The sequence below is a fragment of the Paenibacillus sp. B46(2026) genome, from assembly GCF_056786355.1.
The window spans coordinates 6,437,993-6,462,940 of record NZ_CM165907.1 but is presented as its reverse complement, the minus strand read 5'-3'; the positions used below and the strand labels follow the sequence as shown (position 1 = coordinate 6,462,940).

21 protein-coding genes are annotated in these 24,948 nt (G+C 49.8%); 8 read left to right on the top strand and 13 right to left on the bottom strand.

Going from position 1 to position 24,948, the window contains the following annotated elements:
- Genes AC1S8V_RS28625 through AC1S8V_RS28605 form a run of 5 tightly spaced genes read right to left on the bottom strand, consistent with a single transcriptional unit; the run spans position 1 to position 4,648 of the window.
- The gene (locus AC1S8V_RS28625; protein WP_482071689.1) at positions 1-291 is read right to left on the bottom strand and encodes a hypothetical protein; all 291 of its coding nucleotides are present in this window, start codon (positions 289-291) and stop codon (positions 1-3) included.
- A 20-nt stretch (positions 292-311) separates the two neighbouring features.
- The gene (locus tag AC1S8V_RS28620) at positions 312-983 is read right to left on the bottom strand and encodes a class I SAM-dependent methyltransferase (RefSeq protein WP_482071688.1); all 672 of its coding nucleotides are present in this window, start codon (positions 981-983) and stop codon (positions 312-314) included.
- Complete coding sequence (locus AC1S8V_RS28615) at positions 980-2,362, bottom strand: glycosyltransferase family 4 protein (RefSeq protein ID WP_482071687.1); 1,383 nt, start codon at positions 2,360-2,362, stop codon at positions 980-982. The genes AC1S8V_RS28620 and AC1S8V_RS28615 overlap by 4 nt, the downstream gene beginning before the upstream one ends.
- Positions 2,334-3,359, bottom strand: coding sequence for a glycosyltransferase (locus AC1S8V_RS28610; RefSeq protein ID WP_482071686.1), 1,026 nt, complete (start codon positions 3,357-3,359; stop codon positions 2,334-2,336). Before AC1S8V_RS28610 ends, AC1S8V_RS28615 begins: the two co-directional genes overlap by 29 nt.
- Entirely contained in the window at positions 3,356-4,648 is a 1,293-nt protein-coding gene (locus AC1S8V_RS28605) for a tetratricopeptide repeat protein (protein WP_482071685.1), read from the bottom strand. The genes AC1S8V_RS28610 and AC1S8V_RS28605 overlap by 4 nt, the downstream gene beginning before the upstream one ends.
- A gap of 383 nt (positions 4,649-5,031) precedes the next feature.
- Between AC1S8V_RS28605 and AC1S8V_RS28600 the strand changes: the two genes are divergently transcribed.
- Genes AC1S8V_RS28600 through cydC form a run of 4 tightly spaced genes read left to right on the top strand, consistent with a single transcriptional unit; the run spans position 5,032 to position 11,292 of the window.
- Positions 5,032-6,447, top strand: a complete 1,416-nt coding sequence (locus tag AC1S8V_RS28600) for a cytochrome ubiquinol oxidase subunit I (RefSeq protein WP_482071684.1) — start codon at positions 5,032-5,034, stop codon at positions 6,445-6,447.
- Positions 6,392-7,447, top strand: a complete 1,056-nt coding sequence (gene cydB / locus AC1S8V_RS28595) for a cytochrome d ubiquinol oxidase subunit II (RefSeq protein WP_482071683.1) — start codon at positions 6,392-6,394, stop codon at positions 7,445-7,447. The genes AC1S8V_RS28600 and cydB overlap by 56 nt, the downstream gene beginning before the upstream one ends.
- A gap of 1 nt (position 7,448) precedes the next feature.
- On the top strand, positions 7,449-9,353 hold the full coding sequence (cydD, locus tag AC1S8V_RS28590; RefSeq protein WP_482071682.1) for a thiol reductant ABC exporter subunit CydD: 1,905 nt from the start codon (positions 7,449-7,451) through the stop codon (positions 9,351-9,353).
- A gap of 1 nt (position 9,354) precedes the next feature.
- Entirely contained in the window at positions 9,355-11,292 is a 1,938-nt protein-coding gene (gene cydC / locus AC1S8V_RS28585) for a thiol reductant ABC exporter subunit CydC (protein ID WP_482071681.1), read from the top strand.
- 447 nt (positions 11,293-11,739) lie between these two features.
- On the opposite strand, the gene AC1S8V_RS28580 is transcribed toward cydC, so the two are convergent.
- The gene (locus tag AC1S8V_RS28580) at positions 11,740-12,771 is read right to left on the bottom strand and encodes a LacI family DNA-binding transcriptional regulator (protein WP_482071680.1); all 1,032 of its coding nucleotides are present in this window, start codon (positions 12,769-12,771) and stop codon (positions 11,740-11,742) included.
- 482 nt (positions 12,772-13,253) lie between these two features.
- Between AC1S8V_RS28580 and AC1S8V_RS28575 the strand changes: the two genes are divergently transcribed.
- The 3 genes from AC1S8V_RS28575 (at position 13,254) to AC1S8V_RS28565 (ending at position 16,440) form a co-directional block, all read left to right on the top strand.
- Entirely contained in the window at positions 13,254-14,597 is a 1,344-nt protein-coding gene (locus AC1S8V_RS28575) for an ABC transporter substrate-binding protein (protein ID WP_482071679.1), read from the top strand.
- Between the two features lie 131 nt (positions 14,598-14,728).
- Positions 14,729-15,622, top strand: coding sequence for a carbohydrate ABC transporter permease (locus AC1S8V_RS28570; protein WP_482071678.1), 894 nt, complete (start codon positions 14,729-14,731; stop codon positions 15,620-15,622).
- Complete coding sequence (locus tag AC1S8V_RS28565; RefSeq protein WP_482071677.1) at positions 15,622-16,440, top strand: carbohydrate ABC transporter permease; 819 nt, start codon at positions 15,622-15,624, stop codon at positions 16,438-16,440. The genes AC1S8V_RS28570 and AC1S8V_RS28565 overlap by 1 nt, the downstream gene beginning before the upstream one ends.
- A gap of 174 nt (positions 16,441-16,614) precedes the next feature.
- On the opposite strand, the gene AC1S8V_RS28560 is transcribed toward AC1S8V_RS28565, so the two are convergent.
- The 3 genes from AC1S8V_RS28560 to AC1S8V_RS28550 all read right to left on the bottom strand — a co-directional run bounded on the left by AC1S8V_RS28560 (position 16,615) and on the right by AC1S8V_RS28550 (position 18,896).
- Entirely contained in the window at positions 16,615-17,574 is a 960-nt protein-coding gene (locus tag AC1S8V_RS28560; RefSeq protein WP_482074604.1) for an MraY family glycosyltransferase, read from the bottom strand.
- 127 nt (positions 17,575-17,701) lie between these two features.
- On the bottom strand, positions 17,702-18,508 hold the full coding sequence (locus AC1S8V_RS28555; RefSeq protein ID WP_482071676.1) for a hypothetical protein: 807 nt from the start codon (positions 18,506-18,508) through the stop codon (positions 17,702-17,704).
- A 70-nt stretch (positions 18,509-18,578) separates the two neighbouring features.
- Positions 18,579-18,896, bottom strand: a complete 318-nt coding sequence (locus AC1S8V_RS28550) for an ArsR/SmtB family transcription factor (RefSeq protein ID WP_482071675.1) — start codon at positions 18,894-18,896, stop codon at positions 18,579-18,581.
- Between the two features lie 393 nt (positions 18,897-19,289).
- On the opposite strand from AC1S8V_RS28550, the gene AC1S8V_RS28545 reads away from it, so the two are divergent.
- On the top strand, positions 19,290-19,679 hold the full coding sequence (locus AC1S8V_RS28545) for a nuclear transport factor 2 family protein (protein ID WP_482071674.1): 390 nt from the start codon (positions 19,290-19,292) through the stop codon (positions 19,677-19,679).
- A 249-nt stretch (positions 19,680-19,928) separates the two neighbouring features.
- On the opposite strand, the gene gntK is transcribed toward AC1S8V_RS28545, so the two are convergent.
- The 4 genes from gntK to AC1S8V_RS28525 all read right to left on the bottom strand — a co-directional run bounded on the left by gntK (position 19,929) and on the right by AC1S8V_RS28525 (position 24,861).
- Entirely contained in the window at positions 19,929-21,479 is a 1,551-nt protein-coding gene (gntK, locus tag AC1S8V_RS28540) for a gluconokinase (protein ID WP_482071673.1), read from the bottom strand.
- A gap of 264 nt (positions 21,480-21,743) precedes the next feature.
- A complete protein-coding gene (locus AC1S8V_RS28535; protein WP_036612996.1) occupies positions 21,744-22,571 on the bottom strand; it encodes a carbohydrate ABC transporter permease in 828 nt (275 codons plus the stop codon).
- A 20-nt stretch (positions 22,572-22,591) separates the two neighbouring features.
- Positions 22,592-23,458 (bottom strand): carbohydrate ABC transporter permease, encoded by an 867-nt coding sequence (locus AC1S8V_RS28530; RefSeq protein ID WP_091013252.1) that lies wholly within the window; start codon positions 23,456-23,458, stop codon positions 22,592-22,594.
- 128 nt (positions 23,459-23,586) lie between these two features.
- Positions 23,587-24,861: an ABC transporter substrate-binding protein gene (locus tag AC1S8V_RS28525; RefSeq protein ID WP_482071672.1), complete on the bottom strand. Its 1,275-nt coding sequence runs from the start codon at positions 24,859-24,861 to the stop codon at positions 23,587-23,589.
- Positions 24,862-24,948: the final 87 nt, after the last annotated feature.

The window sequence follows — 24,948 nt, the reverse complement described above, 5'->3', positions numbered from 1 at the left end:
TTAGTACATCTGCAAACCAACAAATAGCCGCTTCCGATATTCATCCGAAGGCGGCTGTTTGCACATTGCATTGTTCAGCGTCCCATTCGCGGTCATACTCAAGGAACCACTGAAAGAAGGCAGCAGGTTGAGCGCAACCGTGATTCCGCCGGAGAGTCGTGATACGTATAGGGTTTTCCCGCACCCTGCATCGTTCTCCGGTGGGGCAACAATGCCAGGAGAGGTATATGTGTTGGTATTCGACGTTGCCAATGGCTCGATCCCTCGTTCCTTCGATTCTCTACTCTGCACTCAACTCAACCCAATCATTCTTAACCTTTGCATATCACTGCGCGGAAACAGCGAATTGGCGTGCCATACATATCAGACCAGATGGCATCTTCCGGCTCTTCCACATTCAGCTTATCTTCAATGGTTAGTCCGGTGACAGCCATGATCGTATCCAGTAGATCCGGCCGCATCTCGGGCACATCGAAGGTAGCGATCAACTGTCCGTCCGGCTTCAACACCCGGGCGAATTCACGAAAAGCCCGCAGCATTGTGCCTGTATCCAGATGCTCCAGTACAGAGATACAGAACACCCGATCAAACTTACCAGATTCGTACGGAAGCTGGGCCAGATTAGCCTTTGCGCGGTGCAATCGGGCAAGACTTGAATCCGGCAGATCCTGAGCGGCCTGCTCGCCAAAATCAGAAACAATATCCAGCCGAATGGCCTCTTCAGACAAAATGCGTTCATCCCAGTCGCAGGCGTGTACCTCATGGCAGTGTTCTACAAGCCAGAATTTGAACGGATGGGAGATGCCGCAGGCTGCATCAAGGACCACATCGTCCGGACGTGCAAACTGCCGGGCCCATTCATATTCATAAGGACGGCTCCACCATGCCGGATGCAGGGGGAAGACCAGTGTGTCCGTTTTAGGGTCACTTTGCCGAATGTATCTTGATTCCATGAATTCCGTTGCCTTGGGCGTATCCATCATCCCCGAATTCCCTCCTTCAATCCTGTCTCTGACAAAAAAGATTCCAGCACCATACTCCACTTGTTCCGCCACTTGGACAGATCATAGGACAGTGCGGTCTCGCGCGCATAGATCCCGAGTCGCTCACGCTCGGCTCGATCCTGAACGAGACACACCAATGCGGCAGTCAGTTCCTGCTCGCCAGGAGCTACCAGCAGCCCGTTAAATCCATCCTGAATCAGATCATTCAACCCACCAACGTTGGAGGCAATCACAGGAAGTCCGCAGCTCATTGCTTCCAAACAGGCATAGGAGGTGCCTTCTGAGAAAACCGTTGGAATTACGGCAATATCTGCCTGATGGTAAGCCTCACGAATATCCCGAAAGTCATATGTGCGCTGGTTAATTCTCGCTGCATGTGGATGAGTCCGATGCCAATAACGAAAGGCTCTCCCCACCGTACTGCCCTCGACCAGTTCCCCGGCAAACTCAATCTCCAGGTCGGGAAAAGCTCCCAGTAGCTTATCTGCCGCCAGCATCATCGGAATAATGCCCCGTTCCATGCTGATGCGGCGCGGATAGATAATGCGAATTGGGCGGGGAGAGGTCACACAGGCAGCCACAGCTTTCTTTTCAACCTGTCCCTGAATCGGACCATTAACCTGATAATCAGTATCTGTTTCTTCATCTCCTTTTTCCTTATCACTGTTCGCTCCATTACCACTCGTTCCACACTTGCCTTCTACAGCTTGCACCCCTGATATAACCGCACCAGCATTCTCCTCATGACTCGCCAGATCATTCTTCCATGCGGCAAGCCATTCGTCTTCCTGTTCCTGCTCGAAGGTTCGCGTTGGTGGGGCTGGTGTGAAATAGGACGTATCTACTGCATTGGGAATCAGGACAACCTGCCTTGGATCGGTATAGGTGCACGCAGCCCGGCAAAAGGTCTGGAAATGAGAATCCACAGACACAATACGTACAAGTCTATCCAGAGCCAGTTGAATATGTTCCGCCACTTGTTGTTTGGTCTCCAGTGGCAGCCCGGGACGATCCCAGTTAATGCCGTGACATATGCCCAAACTGCCGGGTTTGTAGGTGATGGGTTGCCACAGACAGCTGGCATAGATCACTGGGCCGCGCGCTGCGGCTGCCATCCGTTCAAAGGCTTCCGGCACATCATTCATGTCATACGCATAGCCAAATACATCAATCTGCTCCGTCCGGGTCTGAAACGCTTCAAAGTAAGATAGCTGATGAACCTCGGGAATATGCCCGAGTCCACGGATGACACTGCACAGATCCAGAATATATCGTTCCAGCCCACCGCCAAATACCCGGCCGAATTCCCGGTTGTACCCATCGGTGAAGCTATACGTCAGAATACTCACCACGCTCATCTCGCTGTCCCTCCTTCCAGGGAACCAGCCGAGGTTCAGGATCGAGAATCGACTCGTAGTGTGCAAGATTGCCCCACTCACCGCTCGGATCAATACGTTTGTAGCGCAAATATTTCCGAACCCGGTCTTCCAAGCTGCCTGCCCAGCCGAGGTGCTGAACCTTCAGTTCCGTGCTGATCCCAGGCAATACGGTGCAAGACAAGGGAAGACGGGGAACATGGTGATTCTGTTGTGGGTAAAAATAAGGATATCCAGGCATATAACGCACAAGTGAAGCGGTATGCCGTTTGTGCAGACACCAAAGATCATCTTCCCGGTAGTGAGTCCGGCCACCCCACATATCGTAGAAACGGAATGCAAACCAGTCCGCATACTCCTGATTAATCAGAGCGCGTATGGCTTTCTTGGCCTCTGTGCTGTACAACTCATCCGCATCAACCGAGAGTAACCAGTCGGGACGTGTTCCCGTCGCAGCTTGCCATAAGGTGTTGCGAAGCCGCCATTCCTCGGCGAACAGCGGTTTCTCCAATACCTCCAGACGGACCACCTTCGGATAGGCTTTGCATAGATCCGGGGTTCCGTCTGTACTGGCATCGTCCACAATGACGATCTCATCCACGAACTCGCTCAGATCATGCAATACTTCTTCAAGATATCGGCCGCGTTCATTGCGAACTTGGAGCATGGCGGTTAGCTTGTTGTCTTTGCTTTTGCGAACCCGACGAATGGAGAAGGGCTCTTTGAATACGCTCGTTTCCTCGTTTATTGTAGCAGTATCCTGATCGAACTGACCTTGTACGTCAGTCCAGTGATGCACTTGGCTTCGGATGTCCTGCGTTTGTTGTGCATGATCCGGCGTGTGATCGCCATTTTCCAATGCGTCTGTATGTGTCCTATCCACTGTTTCTGTTGGCGTGTACGTGGTTTCGGTTCGGATATTTCTGTGCACCATTGGCCCATTCAACTGTTGTCTACGCTTCTTCGGGTTCAGCATCATGGCACCTCCCCAAGCAATTGCTGTACAGCATGATCCAACAGCTCCAGCTCGACAATCCGGGCCAGCGCATCTTCATCCTCCAGTGCTGTCTCAAGGAAATGTCGGACTGCCCCGTGTCGTTCCCCTCGCAGAGCCAGCGCACTTCCCGATAATTGCTGATAATCCCGACGACTGGCATCATCCTGAATATCGACTGCATGCACCAGAGCCAGAGCTTTTTCCACACGTCCGGTCTCCTGATATATGCGGAATTTCCAATGTCTCGCGGTTTCTCCACCAAGTTCGTCCAGGATGCGCAGCGCATTTCCGTAATCATCGTTAATACGCAGCAATTCCGCTCGTACAAGTTGATCTTCTCCCGCTTCAAGCCAGCGGCATAACTGTTCGTAATGATAGCGTTCCTGTTCGTCGCCTGCACTGATTCCGTACACTTGCAGGGCGTCCTCCAACCGACCGGCTCGGGCATGGATGGCAGACAGGAATCGATAATGGGAGATCACACAATCACTGCGACCATTCAAGACCGCATGGGAGAAGGCCTCTTGAAGTGAATGGATGGCCCGAGGATCTTCAAGCAAGTACTCATAGGCTGGCAGCAAAAAGGATATCGTCTCATGCGCACCTGCTTTGGCTCGGAGTTGGCGGTAGAAGTCGGCACGTACACTGCATTGAAGCAGGGTGACGCTATCCGGAGTTCCTGACAGGATCTGGCGCAGCGCATGCAGGAAGAACAGTTCGTAGTCGCGTAGAGGGACTTCGAGATCATCCTTTTGCATCGTACCCGCGGGTGAAGGGTCTTCACCTCCCAGCCAGATGGCGCGCACACCTTGGAATAACAGCTTCATATATCGTGTTTCGGAGGAGGTACCCACCAGATCGGCAATGCCGACCAGTTTGGAAATACTGCTCTCCCATAGCGGAGATTCTGCTTCGTTTCCAGCAGGCTCAGGGAGCAGGACAATGCACAGCTCCGGCTCCAGCGAAGCTGTGGCAATTAGCCAGTAGGGATGGGTGACCACTGCTACGGTGCGAGGTTCCAGCAGTAGCTGTTCGGCTTCAGGGAGGGAGATGACGGTGATGACCGCAGGTACATCCTCTGTTTGCGTCAGGCTGCTGACATAGTAGACATCTCCCTCGATCGACAGGAGAGCGGCAATGTCAGGGTAGGGAAAGGATGACCAGCCTCCTTTGCAAGGGAAGAGAATGTACCGGACTGGGGACCGTGCTGTACTGGCCTCATCAGGACTGAGTTTGGGGTCCGTATCCCTTAACGGCGCAGGTTTTTCCATGAATTGTTCACCTCACCTTGACTGTATTATGGTGCATCATTCTCTCTGGATGTGGTTCACGCTTTCCCTTCATATGTAAAGCCCTCATGGCACTTCGCATGATCTGCCTGAGACTAACATATGGGCGTTCCGTCCCAAACATGAGTATCTTCCATGAATAGATGAAGTTGGCAAGCTGTGATAATAGGCTGAATTTTATCTTTTGTGTGACCGAGGTCACTTTTTTTTGCTCTAAACACGTAGATTGTGATAATTATCACATGTATAAAATAGGTAATCTGGCACAATACATTCATCAACGTATTTGGTGGACAGACAGCGAAGGTGCAGCTTCAATGCCAAATACGCATACTGCGAAGTGAACAGAAAGAAGGGGTAACGGTATGGATCCGATTATGTTATCGCGAATCCAATATGCACTTACAACGATTTTCCATTTCTTTTTTGTCCCGCTATCCATCGGTCTTGTACTGTTGGTTGCGATCATGGAGACGTTGTACGTCGTTAAGGGTAAGGAGATCTACAAAACGATGGCCAAGTTCTGGGGTAAGCTGTTCCTGATTAACTTTGCCGTTGGGGTTGTCACAGGTATTCTGCAAGAGTTCCAGTTCGGCATGAACTGGTCCGAGTACTCCCGATTTGTCGGGGATGTGTTCGGTGCGCCACTGGCTATTGAAGCGTTACTCGCGTTTTTTATGGAGTCTACATTTATTGGATTGTGGATATTCGGATGGGATCGTTTGTCCAAAAAAGTGCATCTGGCCTGTATCTGGCTGGTGTTTGTCGGCACATTCTTGTCCGCGCTGTGGATTCTGGCAGCCAATTCGTTTATGCAGCATCCTGTCGGGTTTGAGATCAACAACGGCCGAGCCGAGATGAATGATTTCTTTGCACTCATCACGAATGGTCAGCTTCTCGTCGAGTTCCCACATACAATCTTTGGGGCATTGATGACAGGAGCCTTCGTCGTAACCGGGATCAGTGCCTACAAATTGATGAAAAAGCAGGATGTGGAGATCTTCCGCAAATCGTTTAATATCGCAATCATTATCGCGCTTGTTTCCTCATTTGGCGTCGCTTTCTCGGGGCACTTCCAGGCGCAATATCTGGTGGAGACACAGCCAATGAAGATGGCAGCCAGTGAGGGCACATGGACGACGACAGAAGATCCGGCACCATGGACGGTGGTCGCCTTTATCGATCCGGACAAACAGGAGAATACGGGTGAGATCAAAATCCCCGGATTGCTCAGTTACCTGTCCTATAGCAAGTTCTCCGGTAGTGTCAAAGGCATGAAGGAGCTTCAGACGGAGTATGAGCAGACGTATGGACCGGGGGACTACATCCCGCCGGTACGGACAACGTTCTGGAGTTTCCGCATTATGATCGCAGCGGGTGGTTTAATGATTGTGCTGGCTCTGTACGGTACGTTTCTGGCTATGCGCAAGAAGCTGGAGGTCGCTGGGAAGTGGTTCATGCGTCTGATGGTATTCGCTATATCCTTGCCGTTTATCGCCAATACATCAGGTTGGATTATGACCGAGGTCGGAAGACAGCCATGGACGGTATTTGGTTATATGACCACCGAAGCCGGGGTCTCACCGAACGTATCCGCAGGAATGATCTTGTTCTCCACGATTGCGTTCACAGCCGCGTATACCGTGCTTGGTATCGTGATGGTATACCTGTTCGTACGTGAGATCAAGGCAGGACCATTTGCGGTCGATAAGCCAGAAGATCACGATGAATCGGCCGATCCGTTCGGCGTGGATGGAGGTTATTCCGTTGTCACTAAGTGAGTTGTGGTTTTTACTGATTGCCGTATTGTTTGTCGGTTTCTTCTTTTTGGAAGGTTTTGATTTTGGTGTGGGGATGTCTACAGGCATTATTGCCAAAACGGACCGTGAACGCCGGACCCTGATCAACTCGATCGGTCCGTTCTGGGATGGCAACGAAGTATGGCTGATTACGGCAGGGGGCGCCATGTTTGCTGCCTTCCCGCATTGGTATGCGACGTTGTTCAGTGGTTTTTACCTGCCACTTGTAGTGGTGTTACTCGCCTTGATTGGTCGCGGAGTTGCCTTCGAATTCCGCAGTAAAATGAAACAGCAGCGCTGGCGCAAAACATGGGACATCATCATTGTTGTTTCCAGCGCGCTCCTGCCTTTCCTGTTCGGAGTTGTCTTTGCCACGCTGATGAAGGGTCTGCCCATTGATGGGGAGATGCAGTTGCGTGCAGGATTCTTCGATATCGTTAATCCGTACACCGTGATTGGTGGCTTGAGCGTAACCCTGCTGTGTCTGGTTCATGGCTTGCTGTTTGCCTCACTACGGACAGTCGGGGAACTCAGAGAGCGTGCCTTGAATACAGCGCAAAAATTGATGCTGCCGCTGGCTGCACTGCTCGCTGTTTACGCATTAATGACGTATTTCATGACCGATGTGTTCACCGTACGCGGCTGGGCCCTCTGGATTATGGTTGTACTTGGCGCAGTCTCGCTTGCACTTGCGGCATACTTTGTTCGTCAGAAGCGTGAAGGCTGGGCTTTTGGTATGACTGGGGCAGTGATTGCGATTGCCTTTGCTTCGGTATTTATCGGACTGTTCCCAAGAGTGATGGTGAGTTCCTTTGGGGCGGCATATGACCTGACTGTATACAATGCAGCATCCGGTGCTTATTCATTGAAAGTAATGACAATTGTAGCTTGCACATTGCTGCCGTTTGTTCTTGGCTATCAGATCTGGAGTTATTATATCTTCCGCAAACGTCTGAACGAGCTGCACCACCTGGAGTACTGATATGGGACGGGGGCTGCTGAAGCTGCCGGGCATCCGGCCGATACTCGCGCTGGCATCAGCGCTGGTGCTGCTACAGGCGATGACGATCATTATGCAAGCCAAATGGCTGGCACAGGCCATCACGGCATTGTTTGAAGGTTCATCCGTAACGGAGCAGTACCCTGTACTGCTGCTGTTCCTGGCTGCTTTTGCCGCCCGATACGCTCTATCCTTCTGGTTACAACTCGTGACATCACGATATGCGGAGAGGACAGGAACCGATCTGCGAAGACAGATGGTGGAGCAGTGGTTCAGGCTTGGGCCGCGTTATGCCAAGACCGAGGGCACAGGCCATCTGGTTACTCTGGCACGTGAGGGAACAGCTCAATACAAGACGTATCTCGAACTATTCATCCCTCGCATGCTGGGCATAGGATTCACACCCATCGTCATTCTGCTGTATGTGTTCAAGCTGGATCTGATGTCCGGGGTTATTCTGATGCTGACACTCCCCATCCTGATCGTGTTCATGATTCTGATTGGTCTTGCTGCGCAGCGGAAGATAGACGGGCAATTCAGATCCTACAAAGCACTCGCCAACCATTTTGTCGATACCTTGCGTGGTCTGGAAACGCTAAAAACATTGGGACAGAGCAAAACACACGAAGGGTCTATTCTGCGGGTCAGTCAGCGGTATCGGAAGGCGACGATGTCTACCCTGCGCATGGCCTTTCTTTCTTCGTTTGCACTCGATTTCTTTACCATGCTATCCGTTGCTTCCGTGGCGGTTGGTCTGGGATTACGTCTCACGGAGGGACATATGCTGCTCGGCCCTGCGCTGACGGTACTGATTCTGGCACCCGAATATTTCCTGCCTGTACGGATGCTCGGCGCCGATTACCATGCCACATTGGACGGTAAGGAAGCCGGAGCGGCCATTAATCAGGTGATTGAACGGGGGAAAGCTGCTGAACAGAGACAGAAAGAAGCCTATGCGAATGTTGTTGTGCATGCAGACACGACTGAGGACGAGACGGGATATACACCATCTTTATCTTCGGGTAAAAGGAAAGCCGCTACTTCGACCATACGTGTCATGTTGAACGATAAAATGGCTGCGGGGCATCTTGATCCTGCTTCTACTACTCCTGATCTTGGTTTCTCCTCTTCCTCAGTGTCCTCCTGGAATGAGAATAGCAGATTGGCACTAACGGATGTACAGGTACGTCACGATGATGAAGGTCCTTATTCGCTAAAGGATGTCACGTTTCAGATCACGGGTCTCGGCAAAATCGGTATTATTGGCGCCAGCGGAGCAGGCAAGTCCACGTTGATTGATGTATTGGCTGGATTTCAGCTGCCTACCTCAGGCCAGGTATTAGCCAACGGACAGCCTGTGACACAGGATATGCTCGAATCCTGGCGTAGACAGACGGCAGCCATCCCGCAGCATCCGTATATCTTCAGTGGAAGCCTGGCCGATAATGTTCGTTTCTACGTGCCGGAGGCTTCGGATGCGGAAGTGGCCAGGGCCATTAGCGCAGCTGGATTAACCAAGCTTCTGACCTCTTTATCCGGTGGGCTGCATGAGCCCATTGGGGCTGGCGGCAGACAGCTCAGCGGTGGGCAGGAGCAACGGGTGGCGCTGGCAAGAGCCTTGCTTAGTAAACGGAACATCCTGCTGCTCGATGAACCGACAGCACATCTGGATGTGGAAACAGAGTATGAGCTGAAACAGACGATGTTGCCGCTGTTTGAAGGCAAACTTGTATTTTTGGCTACCCATCGTCTGCACTGGATGCCACATATGGATCGAATTATTGTCATGGATGGTGGCACGGTGTCAGAGACGGGAACACATCAGGAATTGCTGGCACGACAAGGCGTATATTATCAGATGATTCAGGCCCAGATGGAGGCGATATAAAATGAAATCCGGATATGAACATATGGGGAACGTCCGAAACGGAAAAGAAAAAAATAGCTGGATCGCTCCGTATGTGGCACAGTACCGCTGGAGATTCATTGCAGTCATTGCGCTAGGTACATGCGCTGCCCTGTGTGCAGTACTGTTGCTGTTTACCTCCGGATTTCTGATCTCCAAGTCTGCGCTGCGTCCTGAAAATATTCTGATGGTGTATGTACCCATTGTGGGTGTACGTGCATTTGGGATTTTTCGCGCCGTCTTTCGATACATCGAGCGATTGGCAGGACATGATGCCGTACTGCGGGTGTTGGCCGATCAACGGGTGAAGCTGTATCGCATTCTGGAGCCACAGGCCCTGTTCTTGCGTTCTCGCATGCAGACCGGAGATGTACTCGGAGCACTCGCCGATGATGTGGAGCGGTTGCAGGATATCTATCTGCGTACAGTCTTCCCCGCCGTTACCGCGCTTGTGATGTACGGTGCGGCAGTGATTGCCTTTGGCAGTGTTGATCTGGGATTTGCGCTGTGGATGGGCTTGTATATGTTATTTCTCGTTGCCGCGCTACCTGCAATCTCTCTGAAAGTGACGTGGAAATGGCGTGTGCGGCTGAAAAAGGAAAATAGCAGGTTGTATACCCGTCTGACTGACGGGGTGCTTGGACTGGGAGATTGGCTTGCAAGTGGACGAGCAGCGGAATTTGTTCAGCAGCAGGAAGAGGCAGAAGAACAGGTCGACGCGGTTCGCCGTAAGTTGCGGCGCTGGACACGCTGGCGTGATCTGATGGCCCAGTGTGTCATTGGCCTGATGGTAGTATCGGTTACGTTATGGGCTGGAAACGCCGCTTCTGTCGGGCAATTACCTGCCGTGATGATTGCTGCTTTTGTATTGGTGTTATTCCCGCTCACGGAAACACTCCTGCCAGTAGGGGATGCTGTGGAGCATCTTCCACAGTACCGGGAATCACTGGACCGCTTGAAACAGCTGGAAGGGAAAGAGCATCTTCCGGTGCAGAATGGAGCGGATGTTGTTGAAGGAACGGGCGATTCGATCTCTGTAGTAAAAAACGGCAACGTGACGGCTGGACAGACATCAGAGTCCTTGCCAGCTGCGAATGCTATCCCGGACAGACGAATTCGTCTTCGCATTCCGCCCAAACTAAGAGCAGACACCGAGATCAATCACGTTAGTTACCGTTATGCATCTGATGATGCTTATGCCGTACAGGATGTATCCCTTCATCTGCCACAAGGCAAACGTCTAGCCATCCTTGGACGAAGTGGCGGCGGCAAATCAACCTTGTTGAAGTTGATTCAGGGGGCCTTGCTTCCGTCTGCGGGGAACGTTCTGATCAATAATATGTCTGTGCAGACCCTGGGCGAAAGTGTGCCTGATGTCATCGCGGTGCTGAATCAGAGCCCACACCTGTTCGATACCACGGTAGCCAATAATTTGCGGATTGGTCGTCCACATGCAACGGATGAGGAGATTCGTCAAGTGGCCGCGCAAGTAGGTTTATCCGGTCTGATCGAATCCTTGCCGCAGGGATATGATACGCCGATGCTGGAGACGGGTCTGCGTTTCTCCGGTGGGGAAAGGCAACGGATTGCTCTGGCCCGGGTACTGCTCCGGGATACACCTGTTGTGATATTTGATGAACCAACTGTAGGGCTTGATCCAGTGACGGAACGTGAACTGATGCGGACCATTCTGGACAGCTTGCAAGGCAAAACGATGATCTGGGTCACCCATCACCTGATTGGTGCGGAACAGATGGACGAACTTATTTTTATGGAAAATGGAAAGATTGCCATGCGGGGTTCTCACGAACAATTGCTGGCTGGGGAAGAGCGATACCGGCGTCTCATCGAACTTGATCGGCCGGGTTGGTCTGACTTGCAGACAGTAGAGGGCAAGCTGCCTGCTGCCGCTTCCAGATAGCAGGAACTTTCTCGGTATAACCATGATCTCAGAGCCGGGACTGTCCGTTCTCTCAGCATCGCAAATGGGGCTGTCTCAAAAGGAATTCCGCCTCGCTCCAAGCGCTAACGAACCTGCCGCACCTTAAAAGGCGGAACATCAACGCTTGCAAGATTTAACGAATCTCAGTAACGCTATTTTGTCATAAAACGTTGTCAAAACCTAAAAAATCGACCGAATCGAAGAAATAACGTCTCTGTGATTCGTTAGATCTCAGATCGGAGCAAATGGGAGCGATTAGCGTGTCTCAGGTTCATTAAAACAAAATAACACGAACAAGGGATGTCCCCTGTCATATTCATGACTTATGGGACATCCCCTTTTCGCTTCTTGGTGTGGAGTTTTATGAAAAATCGCTATGTCTATGATGTGAGTGATCTGTAGCAGCCAGTCCCAAAGACTTAACGCTCAGATCTCCTGTGCCAGCAGCATGGCTGTGCCACAGGATTGACGCACAACCAGTTCCGGCTCCACTTTAATGCAGCGGTTATCCATTTGCTTGTTCATCAGATCGAACAGAATCATGGCGGCAAGGCGTCCGATTTTGTCGGTATCCTGCTTGACGGTTGTGAGCGGCGGATCGGTATAGCGGCAGGCCTCGATATCGTCACAGCCTGCAATGGCGATGTCCTCCGGTATGCGCAGGCCGTGCTCCTTGAAGGCGCGGGCAGCTCCGAAGGCAAGCAGATCCGTAGCTGCAAATACTGCCCTTGGCAGAACGCCACAGGAGAGTATTTTCTTGGCTGCTTCATATCCGTCTGCTGCGGCATAATCGGTGCTGTATACCATCCATTCGGGCTTCTCCTCAATACTAAACTGCTTTAGGGAACGCTTAAACGCCTCTTCCCGCTGCTGCATCACCAAGGAGGCACGCTGAAGCCCAATAAAACCGATATCCCGGTACCCGTTCATATAGAACTGCTCGACAACTTTGAGTGAAATTTTCTCGTTATCCGACATGATGTAACAGGAGCCCTGTCCTGTCAGCTCAATGTCAATGCCGATACAAGGAATCAGGCTGGCATCCAGGTCGAATATGCTACTCTCCACCTCATCCCCCGCAATAATAATGCAGCCATCCACTTGAAAATACTTGGATCTCGCCAAGTAGTCCTCACCCTGATCCAAAAACTTCTCATTCGAGAAGAAGAGTAGGTCGTATCCAAGCAAGCCAATTTGTTTCTTAAACGCATTGATGACCTGTACGAAGAAAGGGTGACTGAAATCCACGTTCAGCTTCCCTGCAAACACGACGCCAACGAGGCTGGATTTTTTGGTCGCCAGCGTTTTGGCTGAAGAAGATGGACGATAGCCTGTCTCTTCCATAATTTTAAGCACGCGCTGGCGCGTTTCCTCGCTGATATCTGGATAGTTATTGATAATCTTGGACACCGTGGCTACAGACACGCCGGCTAAACTCGCTATCGTTTTGATATTCATAAACATCCCTCGGATTCTAAACTAGTTTCGTAAACTGGGGTTGTATCGGTTTTTTCGCTTTCTTGCAAGTATTCTATGCTACAAAGACAGGAGAGTCAACAGCAGAAAGGGGGTTTCACACTTGAAATGATATGTATCCATAGGTTTTAAGCGATCAAGGAGGTTTTTCGCGAAAATAAGGACTAATTTTAGCTCATAATCTTAATTGTTTTACAGATTATGAGTCCATTTAAAGGGAATACCGGGTTATCTGGGGCTGTACATGAAATCATGTCATGTGCTGTGTTTCGTAATTTTCGTAAAGGTTAACTTGATTTCAACGTATACAACGATAAAAAAAGCTTTTATCAAGCGGGTTTGAGCATGGAAATCAAAAAACAAAAAATGACTATTTACAAAATAAAGATCTGAAGTCATAATAAGGGTGAAATTAACGAAACTAATTTCGTAGATTTAATTCAAAATCTTGGGGGATAACGAAAATGAAGAAAATGACTTTAGCCATCGCACTTGTAACCGCTTTATTATTTGTGCTTGCCGCTTGTAGTAGCAGCTCTTCGGAATCAGAAGGAACTCAGGCTACAGACAGCAGCAAAAAAGTTACCTTGAAGATCATTCACTGGCAGCAAGAGAACATTAACAACTACATCAAAGAGTTTAATCAAAAATTCGAAGAAAAGTATCCGGAAGTGAAGGTGGAGTATACGACGGTTCCGGCGGATGCTACATATGATCAATTGATGCAAACACGGATGAACGCCGGTAATAGTGGAGATGTCGATATCATTCCGCTCAAATCAAGCTTTGTAGGCGCTCCGCAGGATTGGTCCAAGGGCGCTGCTGATCCGATGTGGAAGCAATGGATTGATGCAGGGCTGATCAGTGACCTGTCGGATCAATCATTCATCCAAAACTACAATGAAGTGGATGTACAGAACGCAATGACGTACAACGACAAAGTGTACGGTGTAAACATGGGTAAGGTGGCTTTCACAGGACTGTTCTACAACAAGGAGCTTTTCGCCAAATATAATCTGGAAGTGCCTGCAACCTGGGATGAATTGCAGCGTGTCATCCAAGTATTTAAAGACAATGAGGTAGAGGCGCTTGGTCTGGCGGGCAAGGATGTGTGGCCGATTGGCCTCGCGGTGCAAGGTCTTCAGGCTTCTATTCATGAGGATCAGCTTGCTTATATCCAAGGACTTTGGACTGGCGAAACCAAGCTGACTGATCCGGTCCAGATCGAAGTATTGCAAAAATCTCAAGTGTTGATGAACAGTGCGATGACGGGCTTCATGGGTGTTGACTACGGCACATTGCCAAGTTTGTTTGCTACAGGAAAGGTTGCCATGATTGCTGACGGCACTTGGGATGCAACAACGATTCAAACGGCCAACCCTGATCTGAAATTCGGTTATTTCCCTATTCCAGGCAGCAATGATGCGGCTAAAAACAAAGATTTGGCCGGTAAATACGATATGACCTGGATGGTGGTGGACAAATCACCGAACAAGGACTACGCAATGAAATGGCTTGACATGTTGTCCGAGAAAGAGAACTATACGGACTTTGTGAATGCAGCTGGCTTTCTCCCAACACAACCTGATGTAGAAATAACGAGCGAATTTATCAAGGGCATTCAGCCGTACCTGGAAAACTTCAAGCTTTCCTGGGATCAATTGTTCATTAACCGTCAAAATGTAGGGCAGTACATTTCGGAGTCTAGCGTTCACGCGGAAATGCTCAAGCCTGCAGGACCGATTGCAACGTCGGAAGAGCTTGCAAGCAAATCACAAGTGGACTGGGACGCTGCTGCTCCAAAATAAGTTAGCATCGATGGTACATATGTGCCACATACGCCGGAATCACGCTCAGGGTCAGAGCCTTCGGGCCCAGGCCAGACCGCTATTCCGGCTTTCCTTTGTCTTGGTTTTACCACATGAAAGGTGTGAGGAAGATGTATCCCTTTGGAAAAGGTAAGGCTCGGCTTGTTCCTTATCTCTATTTGAGCATTCCGTTGTTGCTGTACATGGTGTTTGGTTTCGGGCCATCGCTCGTAACGGTGCTGTTTTCGTTTACGGATGCTACTGGCGTTCGGGGTCAGACATGGAGCTTTATCGGCTTTGAAAATTATAAAACATTTTTTGGTGCATCCAATGCCGGAGATCGGCTGGATGCTATTGGGCGATCCTTGTACTTTGCATTTGCTGTGGTTGTCATCCAAAATGCGGTTGGTTTGTTCATGGCGATCTTGATCAACAAGAAGCTTAGAGGCGACAAATTGTACCGTGCGGTATTCTTTTTGCCGGTTGTATTGGGGGTTACGGTGTCCGGATTGATCTGGCAACTCGTTGCGAATCCGCTGGGTGGACCAGCCCAGTCGCTCCTCAACTTTTTTGGTACCAGCTCCAACTTTTTTGGTGATTATAATATAGCCTTTGAACTGATTATTTTCGTTCAGATCTGGATGTACATGGGGTATTCCATGACGATCTTTCTTGCAGGTCTGCAATCCATTCCAAGTGATCTGTACGAGGCGGGTTACATGGATGGTGCTTCGGGGTGGAAAGCATTTACCCACATTACATTCCCGATGATTGCCCCTTCATTTACGGTCAACATGCTGTTGTCCATTATTGGAGCTTTGCAAACCTTTGACATTATCTATGTACTTACGGGTGGCAAGTTCAATACAACGACGCTTGCGTTTGATGTATACGCTACGGCGTTTGGCAGCGGAACGGCTGATTACGGCTTGGCTTCTGCTGTCGCCATGATTCAGTTCCTCTTTGTATTTACGATATCCATGGTTGCGCTGTTCTATCTTCGCAGAAGAGAGGTGGAAGTATAATGAAGCAGAGCCAAACGTCGAGAATGGTTAGCTACGTCATCGTCCTGCTTATGCTTGCGTTGTACGTCTTCCCGCTGTTCTATCTGTTCAATGTATCGATGAAGACGCAGACGGAATATTTGCTTGATCCTGTAGCGATTGCCGAAGGAATTCGACTTGAGAACTTTTCTGAGGCATGGAATAAAGGAAACTTCTCTCAGTATATGTGGAACAGTGTGCTCTATACAGGGATGTCCACCCTTCTGACATTAATGTTGTCCATCTTTGCGGCATTCCCGCTTGCACGCAGATACGTGAAGTTCAGCACATTCATTTATATTTTCTTTTTGATCTCTATGTATCTTCCTAACCCGCTCATTCCGCAGTTTTCCCTGATCAACAATCTGGGTCTCTACAACACTCAGATGGGATATATTTTGCTGAAGACGACAGGGACGGGGATCGCCTTTTTGATGTTTGTGGGTTATATCAAATCCGTATCACGTGAACTGGATGAGGCGGCGGCAATGGACGGGAGTGGATATACACGTTATCTCTTCACGATCCTTGTTCCGTTAATGAAGCCAATCCTGGCAACAGGCATTATTCTCACCGCGATTGGTGTATGGAACGATATTATCGGGCCGACCATTTATTTATCAGATCCGAATTATCAGCCGGTAACCAAAGGACTCTTCACATTTTATGGACAATACATGAACAACTGGCCGCTGCTCGCCTGTGGCATTCTGATTGTTACCTTGCCGCTGGTTGTCCTGTACGTTGCTCTGCAACGGTTCATTGTGGGAGGCGCTATGGCCGGGGCTATTAAATCTTAATTCAGTTCAGGTGCAGGAGTTAACAAGGTATGCTTCGGGGGTGCGGGGGCAGTCATTGCATCCTTCGCCTGATCGGGCAGGCTAGCATATGGAGTGCTACACATGGATTGAACCGCAAACAAGGAAGCAACCCTCATCGTAGCGAAGGTTGCTTCCTTGTTTGGTTTTACTATTTTACATTTCCACTAACATTAAAATAATGGAGGACAGGCACAGACAAATGCTGACGAGATAGAGCACAGCAACAACCTGTTTGTGATTCAATCCTGCACGCAGCAATCGATAATGGGCTTGACTTGCATCGGCCTGGTAGATCGCTTTACCTTGAATGAAGCGTTTGATAACGACAAAGATGTTGTCGAAGATCGGTACGCCGAGCGCCAGAATTGGAATGAAGATGGACAACATGGTCGCTTGTTTGAATGCACCATCCAGAGCGATAACAGCCAGAATGAAGCCGAGGAACGTAGCACCTGCATCGCCCATGAACACTTTGGCAGGAGCTTTGTTGTACTTCAGATAACCGATCGTCACACCGACCAGAATGATCGACATGAGTGCGGAATCACTTTGACCTTTGGCAAGGGCCACGATGAACAGGGTGATCGCCGAGATGGCCGATAATCCGCCAGCCAGTCCGTCCATGCCGTCCGAGAAGTTGATGACGGTTGTCACCCCGAAGATCCACAGGATCGTGAGAATGAATTGCAGCCAGATTGGAAGCATGACATATTCCGCGTTAAAGGGATTCACAAATCCGGTGAACGCAATGCCCGAAGCAAATACGAGCACTGCCGCAGAGACCTGTACGAGCATCTTGGGCAGGGCAGGAAAATCTTTGCCTTTTGTTTTGTACCAGTCGTCGACGGTACCAATCGTTAGCAGAAGCATACCACCAGCGACCAGAGCCGCCGTTTCCCATGTGATTTCTTTGGTCAGAGCAATGTATGTCAGGAAAAATCCAGTAAATATCGCGTAACTCGCCGTGAGCGGGATCGGTTGCCTGTGCAGCTTACGCTCCACATCTTCCCGGGGCTTGTCCACAAAATCGAGCCGGTGAGCCAATCGACCAAGCGGCGGAATAAGCAGAACCACGACAGCAAAAGACACTATAAAAGCCAGTATGTATACCATAAACTCGCTTGTTTCACTCCCATCTACCAATTTCCCCTTATTATACGAGTTAAACAGGAAATCTGTCGATGTCATTATTGTAACCAGACGCACGCAAAGGTGAGCAAAAGTTCAGGTTTTATCGCATTTAAGGAAGATAGGAGCCGAAATAATGATTTGCGGCTTCTGCATGATATCCATCATCACCTTGCCAGGTTGCTGCAAAGACGAAATCGCTGGAACCACCTTTGCCTTTCCTCGGTTTATCTCCAGGAGCCAGTATTCCGGCTGCCGCCCAGATTTCCAGCAGGGCATCCCGCTCCTGTTTGCTGGAAGGGAAGAGATCCTTCCACTTTTTCTCCAGTGAACGTGCACTGTCCTTGGGATCTTCTGTCTGTGCTGCTTCAAGGAGATTTACAAGGATGGCCTGATCTTCAGGTGTTACTTCATAGTTTGCATCCTTGTCCTGTAGCAGTAATTCCAGATCCATCAGGCAGTAGAGTAACCAACCATGACGCACGCCACCCCACTTAATCCGTTCAAAATTCAGGACGTTCAAGTCGATGTTGGAATATTCCTTGTCTGACTGCAAACGCAGGAAGTTGCAATCCCCACAGGCACTGGTGTTAGCGTGAAGGGCAGGGCGTTCCGCGTAGGTATGTAAAGGCATCTTCGATGTTAAAGCCCAGCTGGATAATGCGCTGCGCAGATAGACTTTTTTGGTGGACAGACTATGTAGAAAGGCCGAAATCACGCGTTCCTTGAAGGAGTCATCCTGATGCATGGCGTACAGACGCTGGACAATCTCATCATGCGTGATCGTGAGTGGGTCGAACATAACCCCTTTGCTTTTGGCATATTCAAATTCAACTCCGGAGAAGGGTGCAGAGGTTGTTTTCCAGCCGCCACCTCCCCAGAAGGTGTTCAGCAGTATCTTTGCCGCTTTTTTGTCCATATGGTGAGCCCCCTGTATCAGAATTGCGCTTATGATCATTGTGGTTCTTCGATCTCAGACCTGCTTATTTTCAATGTGCGTATTCCTCGGTTGAATTCAGAATCATCTCGACGAGGCCGGGAAAACGTGCGTGTAGTTCTTCCTTTCGTAGGGAATAAAAGTGCTGTTTACCTTCAATGCGCGGCTGGATCACGCCAGCTTCTCGTAAAATTTTGATGTGATGGGACAACGTGGATTTGGAAATATGGTCTACTTCGAAGGCGGAACAGTTTTTCTCGCCAGAGCTGGCCAGACAGTGTGCAATTTTCATGCGGATCGGATCACCCAATGCATTGCAGACCGTGGTCAGCTTCAATTCCGAAGCCATAGGTATCGTTGGAGTTCTCATGTGTATGACGTTAGCATATTCGGCCACACCTTTCAATGTTTGAAAAATTTCGAACTATAGAAGTTGAACTGTAACTATTACACTTGTTTACTCCGATTGCAGTACCATCTTTCGATCGCTCTTATCCCCAGATTTTCTTTATTCCCTTGGTCCAAGGGAAAAATCCGGTGCTAGCGTATGCTTCCGATGTAGCTTTCTTTCAGAAAGCTTTCAGGCGCACGCTTCGCTTCTTCAGATTGGTTCTGCCCTCTCCGTGTTAGTGTAAAAGTCGGTTTCAACTTATATATTTCTTGCGGGGAGTATAAGAAGTATGATACATTTCTCTTTCAGTTAGTTCGATAATATTCGAACTGAAAGGTTGGAAAACGGCTTTTTATTCTAGGAGGAATACGAATGAGTACTATAAATACCACTACACTGTTGAACAACTATTTCCGTTTATTTGATGCTTCACGCACAGACGAGCGCGCCATACAGGACTTATTGTCCCTGTTTACACCGGACGCAGAGATTGTGCTTAACGGCACCAGCCGAACAGGATTCGATGGTTTTATGAAAGCTTTCTACGAATACAATAAGGATGTAAAACATATGTGGGACGGGTGGGTGCTACAGACTGACGGCAGCTACCAGACCAACTGGGCGGTATGCGGACAAGCGGCAGACGGAACGGTATATGCCAAAGCAGGCATCGATATCGCACGTGTAAATGATGCGGGGCAGATCGTGTATCTGGAGAATGTACAGGCCGACCAGAATGCGTTCAGCAAGTATAATCAATGATAGCTGAGTATTAATAAGTGAAATTGAAGTTTTTAAGAAACGAAGCCCACAAGTTGTGGAGCTTTTTATGTGTATATGTAGCTAATTTGAAAGGCGCTGAGGACGAGGGCTTCATCTAGCCAATAGCACAGTTTCTGCAAGAAAAATGGTACATAAAAATCGTACATAAAAACCGTACATGAACAAGGACCCTCCCGCATGTCCAAAACATGGCGGGAGGGTCCTCATAAACATACTTGCACGTCATCCTTACCCTTGCATCGTCTTATTCTGAAAAGCAGCGATATCCGCATACTCTTCTTCGAATTTGCGGGAGATGCGGATGAAGATTGGCAGCAGCTCCCGGTAGACGCGGACACTGTCCGGGTCCGGCTGGTGCCGATGCGTTGATCCGATCATGCCGGAGACGGCACTCAGGGAATCAATGCGGCCAAGGGCATAGAGCCCTAGTACGGCTGCGCCGAGACAGGAGCTTTCAATACTTTCGGGGATGATGACATCCTGATCGAAAATATCGGCCATCATCTGCCGCCACAACTCGGAACGGGCGAAGCCGCCTGTTGCCTGGATTTTTTTCGGACGACCGATCTTTTCTTCAATCGCGAGCATGACCGTGTATAGGTTAAACAACACACCTTCGAGCGCAGCGCGAATCATATGTTCTTTCTTATGATGCAGCGTCAGACCGAAGAACGAGCCGCGTGCATTCGGATTCCAGAGCGGAGCCCGCTCACCTGTCATGTACGGATGGAACAAGAGACCTTCCGAACCCGGAGGTACATTTTCCGCAACACGAGTGAGCACTTCATACGGATCAATGCCAAGTCGTTTCGCGGTCTCTACCTCGGAAGCCGCAAACTCGTCCCGAATCCAGCGGAAAATAACACCGCCATTGTTCACTGGTCCGCCAATGACCCATGCGTCCTCCGTGAGTGCATAACAGAAGAAGCGTCCTTTGGGATCGGTCACCGGTTTATCTACGACCGTACGAATCGCTCCACTGGTACCAATGGTCACGGCCACGACGCCTGGATCAATGGCGTTCACGCCCAGATTGGAGAGCACGCCATCACTTGCCCCGATGACAAATGGTGTGGTGACCGCAATGCCCATCTCCTTAGCGTATTCCGGGTGCAATCCCTGTTTCAGCACATGTGTGGTCGGTACCAATCGGGACAGGTGTTCCGGCGTAATGCCCGCCACATGAAGCGCTTCTGCATCCCAGTCGAGTTTCTCCAGATTCATGAGTCCGGTGGCTGAGGCCATCGAGTGGTCGATGACGTATTCAGATAATAATTTATAGAAGACATATTCTTTCATGGATATGAATTTGTGCGTCTGTCTGAACAGTTCCGGTTGATCCCGGGTGAGCCACATGATCTTGGTGAGAGGGGACATCGGATGAATCGGCGTACCTGTTCTCAGATAGATTTCGTGACCATTCATCTCGGATTTGAGTACTTCGGTCCACTCGGCACTGCGATTATCTGCCCATGTCATGGCCCGCATCAGCGGTGTGCCGTGTTGATCGACAGGCAGAATGCTGTGCATGGCCGAACTGAAGGATACAAACAGGATGTCCTCTGGCTTAACTCCAGCTTTGGAGGTAGCCTGTTTAACCGATGTGATGACTGCTTTGAAAATATCCTCCGCATCCTGCTCCGCAATCGCAGGTGTGGGGGTGTGCAGCGGATAATCGGCACTGCCTTGAGCCACAATGGTTCCGTTCTGTTCAAACAAGACGGCCTTGGTGGAGGTCGTGCCGATATCTACGCCGATCATATAGGGTGAAGAAGCCATTTTGTCATCCCTCTTTCTTGAATATATAAGTGAATGAATGCTGTTACACGTTAACACTTCGGGTGCAGAAAGCCTTCCGATCGCGTAAATGCGAAGCATATGCTTTCGAAGTAGCTTTCCTCTGGAAAGCTTTTAATTCCATTTCTTCAGGCCCTTTCTGTCCCCTTCGCGCACGTGGCGCTATTCATCCAACTTATAGGGCATCTGGTATTGATCTATAGATAAGAATATCAGACTTGAGGGATGGATCAAAATGCCAGAATTTTAGTCCTTCACTGCTCCTGCGGCAATATCCGAAATAAACTGACGGCTGATGAACAGGAACATAACGATGAGCGGAATGACGGCAAGCAACGTACCTGCGATGACCATCGCATAGTCTGTGTTATACAGCCCGTTTAATTGAGACAACGCAATCTGCAACGTATACTTGCGTTCATCCGTCAGGACGATCAAAGGCCACAGATAGTCATTCCATACGCCGATAAAGGTGAACGCGCCGAGGAAAGCAAAGGCAGGTCGCAGAATTGGGAGCGCCACGTTCCAATAGAGTCGGAAGAAATTACAGCCGTCGATGCGGCCCGCATCCAGCAGATCGTTCGGAATCGACTCCGTCGCATACTGGCGAATCCAGAAGATGCCGAAGGCATTCACCATGCCTGGAATAATGAGGGCTTTGAAGGAACCGACCCAACCGAACGTGGCCATGAGCACAAAGGAAGGCACCAGCGACAGCTGGGAAGGTACCATCATGGTGGCGAGCAGCAGGATGAAGAGCCACTTTTTGCCGGGAAATTCAAACTTCGCAAACGCAAACCCCGCCAGTGAGTCAAAAAACAGTACCAGAATGGTCACAAGACCCGACACAAACAACGTATTCAGAAAGGCGCCCCAGAAATCAATCTGTTGCAATACCCGCGTAATATTATTCCACAGTTCACCCCCGAACCAGAGCTGAGGTGGGAACTTGTAGATATCGGACGTTGTCCGGGTGGACATTACAATCAGCCAATAGAACGGGAACATGGATATGAGCATGCCCCCGATAAGACCGGTATACAACACCAGCGATTTGAGGTGTTTGGTCGCCATGTGCGCTCCCCCTTATCACATCAGGATGATTTGCCTTGAACAAGCTTCCAGTTCACAATCGAGAACAGGGCGATAATGAGGAACATGCCCCAACCAACGGCCGCGCCATATCCGAAGTAATTGTTAATGAAGGATTCACGGTAGAGGTACAATACAATTGTCATACCTGCTGCACCCGCGCCGCCATCATTACCTACCAATACTTGTGGCTCGGTGAACAGCTGCATACCCCCGATCGTTGATGTAATGACTGTGAACAGGATCACAGGACGCAGCATAGGAATTGTAATTCGGAAAAAGGACTGTATCGCTGATGCGCCGTCAATCTTGGCCGCTTCGTATAACGTCTGCGGGATACTCTGAAGTCCGGCTAGATAGATGACGGCGTTATATCCGGTCCAGCGCCAGACCACCATGGAGGAGATCGCGACTTTGATGCCCCATGGTGCATTCAGCCACTCGACAACCGGTAGCCCGACCGACTGCAGCAGATAATTGAGAAAACCATAATTGTTGGCAAATAAGGCACCGAAGATAATGGCTACCGCCACGATGGATGTGACGTTTGGCAGGAAATAACCGACCCGAAACAGGGTGCGGAACTTCACAAATGGTGCATGCAGCAGAAAGGCAATAATCAGGGCGAAGAAGAGCATCGGAATCGTCGAATAGATCCAGATCATGAACGTATTACCCACGGCTTGCCAGAACTCGGCATCGGTCAGCATGTATTTGAAGTTGTTGAACCCGTTGTACGTCATGACACCGATGCCATCCCATTTATGAAAAGCCAGGTAGAGTGAAAACCCGATGGGGAACAGGCCAAATACCGCAAACAGAATATAAAACGGCGATATCGCAACATAGAGTGCACGATGCTCCCACATTCTCGCCCATAGTGACTTCTGCCGATCCAGATCAGGTCTTGCATGTCCGGGATCGGGAGTAAGACGAGGTTCAGTTACAGCCATATGAATTCCTCCTTTGCGGATAACGAAACCACACGTTCTTCAGGTTAACGCTGCAATTCCCGCTCGACGCGGTGTACCGTATCCGTCCAGACCTGCTGTGGATCGGCATTTTGCTTCGCGACATCATTCAGCCGTCGGGTGATAATGTTGTGTACGGATGGATATCGTTCGCCAAAGAAAGCATCCGGCACATCCTGTGCCGATTCGGCAAATACAGGCCCTGTCGCCTGTCCACCGAAGAAAGGTTCTTTTTCTTTCATGGCAGGATCATCAAATACACCTGGTGCAGAAGGGAAAAGGTTCAATGTCTGATATTGCTCCAGTTGATTTTCGGGACTTTGCAGCCAGCGAACCAGTTCAAAGGCTTCCTGAGGATGTTCACTCGACTTCAGGATGGACAGGAATGATCCTCCGTTGTTGCCATCTCCCCCTGGTGCCCGAGCGACCCGCCATTTCCCGGATGTATCCGGAGCGGCTTCCTGAAGAACTTGTTTCATCCAGACAGCGCCCACGAAAGAGGCGATTTCGCCATTATTCATCGCGGCGTTCCAGCTTGGAGTCCAGCCATCTGCATTGGCTAGCAGTCCCTTCTCTTTGAAAGCAACGGCCGTATCCCAGCTTTTGCCCACAATAGGGGAATCCATGCCGATAAAGGACCCGTCCGGCCGGAAATAACGCTCCGCAGACTGTGATATGACTTGATTGTAAACGGTCGCAATATTGTCGGTTAGAAAAACCTTGCCTCCGAATTTTTCCTTGAGCTGTTCTCCGGCAGCAGCATATGCATCCCAGCTGTTGATCTGGCGTGTAACGTCTTCGGGATCAGAAGGCAATCCGACCTCCTTGAACAGATCTTCTCGGTAGAAGAGGGCTGTTGGTCCGGTATCCATCGGGAATCCAATCATCTGTCCACTTGGCGTAACACCTTGCTTCCATTTCCACGGCAGATATTGGTCTTCAATATCTCCTGCACCGAGATCATACAGATTATAGAAACGGTCCTCACTGGGGAATAGCTCCATGATCCAGTCGTTCAAAGCTACAATGTCTGGTTCACCTGAGCGTGCAGCGAGTGTTGTTTTGAGTTTTGCCTTGAAATCACCGCCGATTTTCTGAGCTGTCAGTTCGATATTGGGGAACTTTTCCTTAGCCCTGGCAATCAGCTTATCATCGATAGAACGATTCCAGTACCATAATGTAAGCGCTACCTTTTTGTTGTTCGCTGAATCGTCCTGTCCGGGCCAGATGGAGCATCCGCTTATGAGCAGGACGCAGACCATCAGTATGGCTGTCCAGCAAGTTCTTTTCCGGCGGATCATGTGCATAACCCCCTCATCGTTAAGTTCGAGGCATGAAGTGCTTTGGACTACAACATTAGTGTATGAGCAGTTTATAAACTCATACCC

What these genes read in the sequence shown, in the direction of transcription:
- cydC (WP_482071681.1), top strand. Translation starts at nt 9,355, where the DNA reads ATGAAATCCGGATATGAACATATGGGGAACGTCCGAAACGGAAAAGAA.
- AC1S8V_RS28605 (WP_482071685.1), bottom strand. Translation starts at nt 4,648, where the DNA reads ATGGAAAAACCTGCGCCGTTAAGGGATACGGACCCCAAACTCAGTCCT.
- AC1S8V_RS28565 (WP_482071677.1), top strand. Translation starts at nt 15,622, where the DNA reads ATGAAGCAGAGCCAAACGTCGAGAATGGTTAGCTACGTCATCGTCCTG.
- AC1S8V_RS28580 (WP_482071680.1), bottom strand. Translation starts at nt 12,771, where the DNA reads ATGAATATCAAAACGATAGCGAGTTTAGCCGGCGTGTCTGTAGCCACG.
- AC1S8V_RS28535 (WP_036612996.1), bottom strand. Translation starts at nt 22,571, where the DNA reads ATGGCGACCAAACACCTCAAATCGCTGGTGTTGTATACCGGTCTTATC.
- cydD (WP_482071682.1), top strand. Translation starts at nt 7,449, where the DNA reads ATGGGACGGGGGCTGCTGAAGCTGCCGGGCATCCGGCCGATACTCGCG.
- AC1S8V_RS28570 (WP_482071678.1), top strand. Translation starts at nt 14,729, where the DNA reads ATGTATCCCTTTGGAAAAGGTAAGGCTCGGCTTGTTCCTTATCTCTAT.
- gntK (WP_482071673.1), bottom strand. Translation starts at nt 21,479, where the DNA reads ATGGCTTCTTCACCCTATATGATCGGCGTAGATATCGGCACGACCTCC.
- AC1S8V_RS28575 (WP_482071679.1), top strand. Translation starts at nt 13,254, where the DNA reads ATGAAGAAAATGACTTTAGCCATCGCACTTGTAACCGCTTTATTATTT.
- cydB (WP_482071683.1), top strand. Translation starts at nt 6,392, where the DNA reads ATGAATCGGCCGATCCGTTCGGCGTGGATGGAGGTTATTCCGTTGTCA.
- AC1S8V_RS28550 (WP_482071675.1), bottom strand. Translation starts at nt 18,896, where the DNA reads ATGAGAACTCCAACGATACCTATGGCTTCGGAATTGAAGCTGACCACG.
- AC1S8V_RS28545 (WP_482071674.1), top strand. Translation starts at nt 19,290, where the DNA reads ATGAGTACTATAAATACCACTACACTGTTGAACAACTATTTCCGTTTA.
- AC1S8V_RS28615 (WP_482071687.1), bottom strand. Translation starts at nt 2,362, where the DNA reads ATGAGCGTGGTGAGTATTCTGACGTATAGCTTCACCGATGGGTACAAC.
- AC1S8V_RS28530 (WP_091013252.1), bottom strand. Translation starts at nt 23,458, where the DNA reads ATGTGGGAGCATCGTGCACTCTATGTTGCGATATCGCCGTTTTATATT.
- AC1S8V_RS28555 (WP_482071676.1), bottom strand. Translation starts at nt 18,508, where the DNA reads ATGGACAAAAAAGCGGCAAAGATACTGCTGAACACCTTCTGGGGAGGT.
- AC1S8V_RS28620 (WP_482071688.1), bottom strand. Translation starts at nt 983, where the DNA reads ATGATGGATACGCCCAAGGCAACGGAATTCATGGAATCAAGATACATT.
- AC1S8V_RS28560 (WP_482074604.1), bottom strand. Translation starts at nt 17,574, where the DNA reads ATGGTATACATACTGGCTTTTATAGTGTCTTTTGCTGTCGTGGTTCTG.
- AC1S8V_RS28600 (WP_482071684.1), top strand. Translation starts at nt 5,032, where the DNA reads ATGGATCCGATTATGTTATCGCGAATCCAATATGCACTTACAACGATT.
- AC1S8V_RS28525 (WP_482071672.1), bottom strand. Translation starts at nt 24,861, where the DNA reads ATGATCCGCCGGAAAAGAACTTGCTGGACAGCCATACTGATGGTCTGC.
- AC1S8V_RS28610 (WP_482071686.1), bottom strand. Translation starts at nt 3,359, where the DNA reads ATGATGCTGAACCCGAAGAAGCGTAGACAACAGTTGAATGGGCCAATG.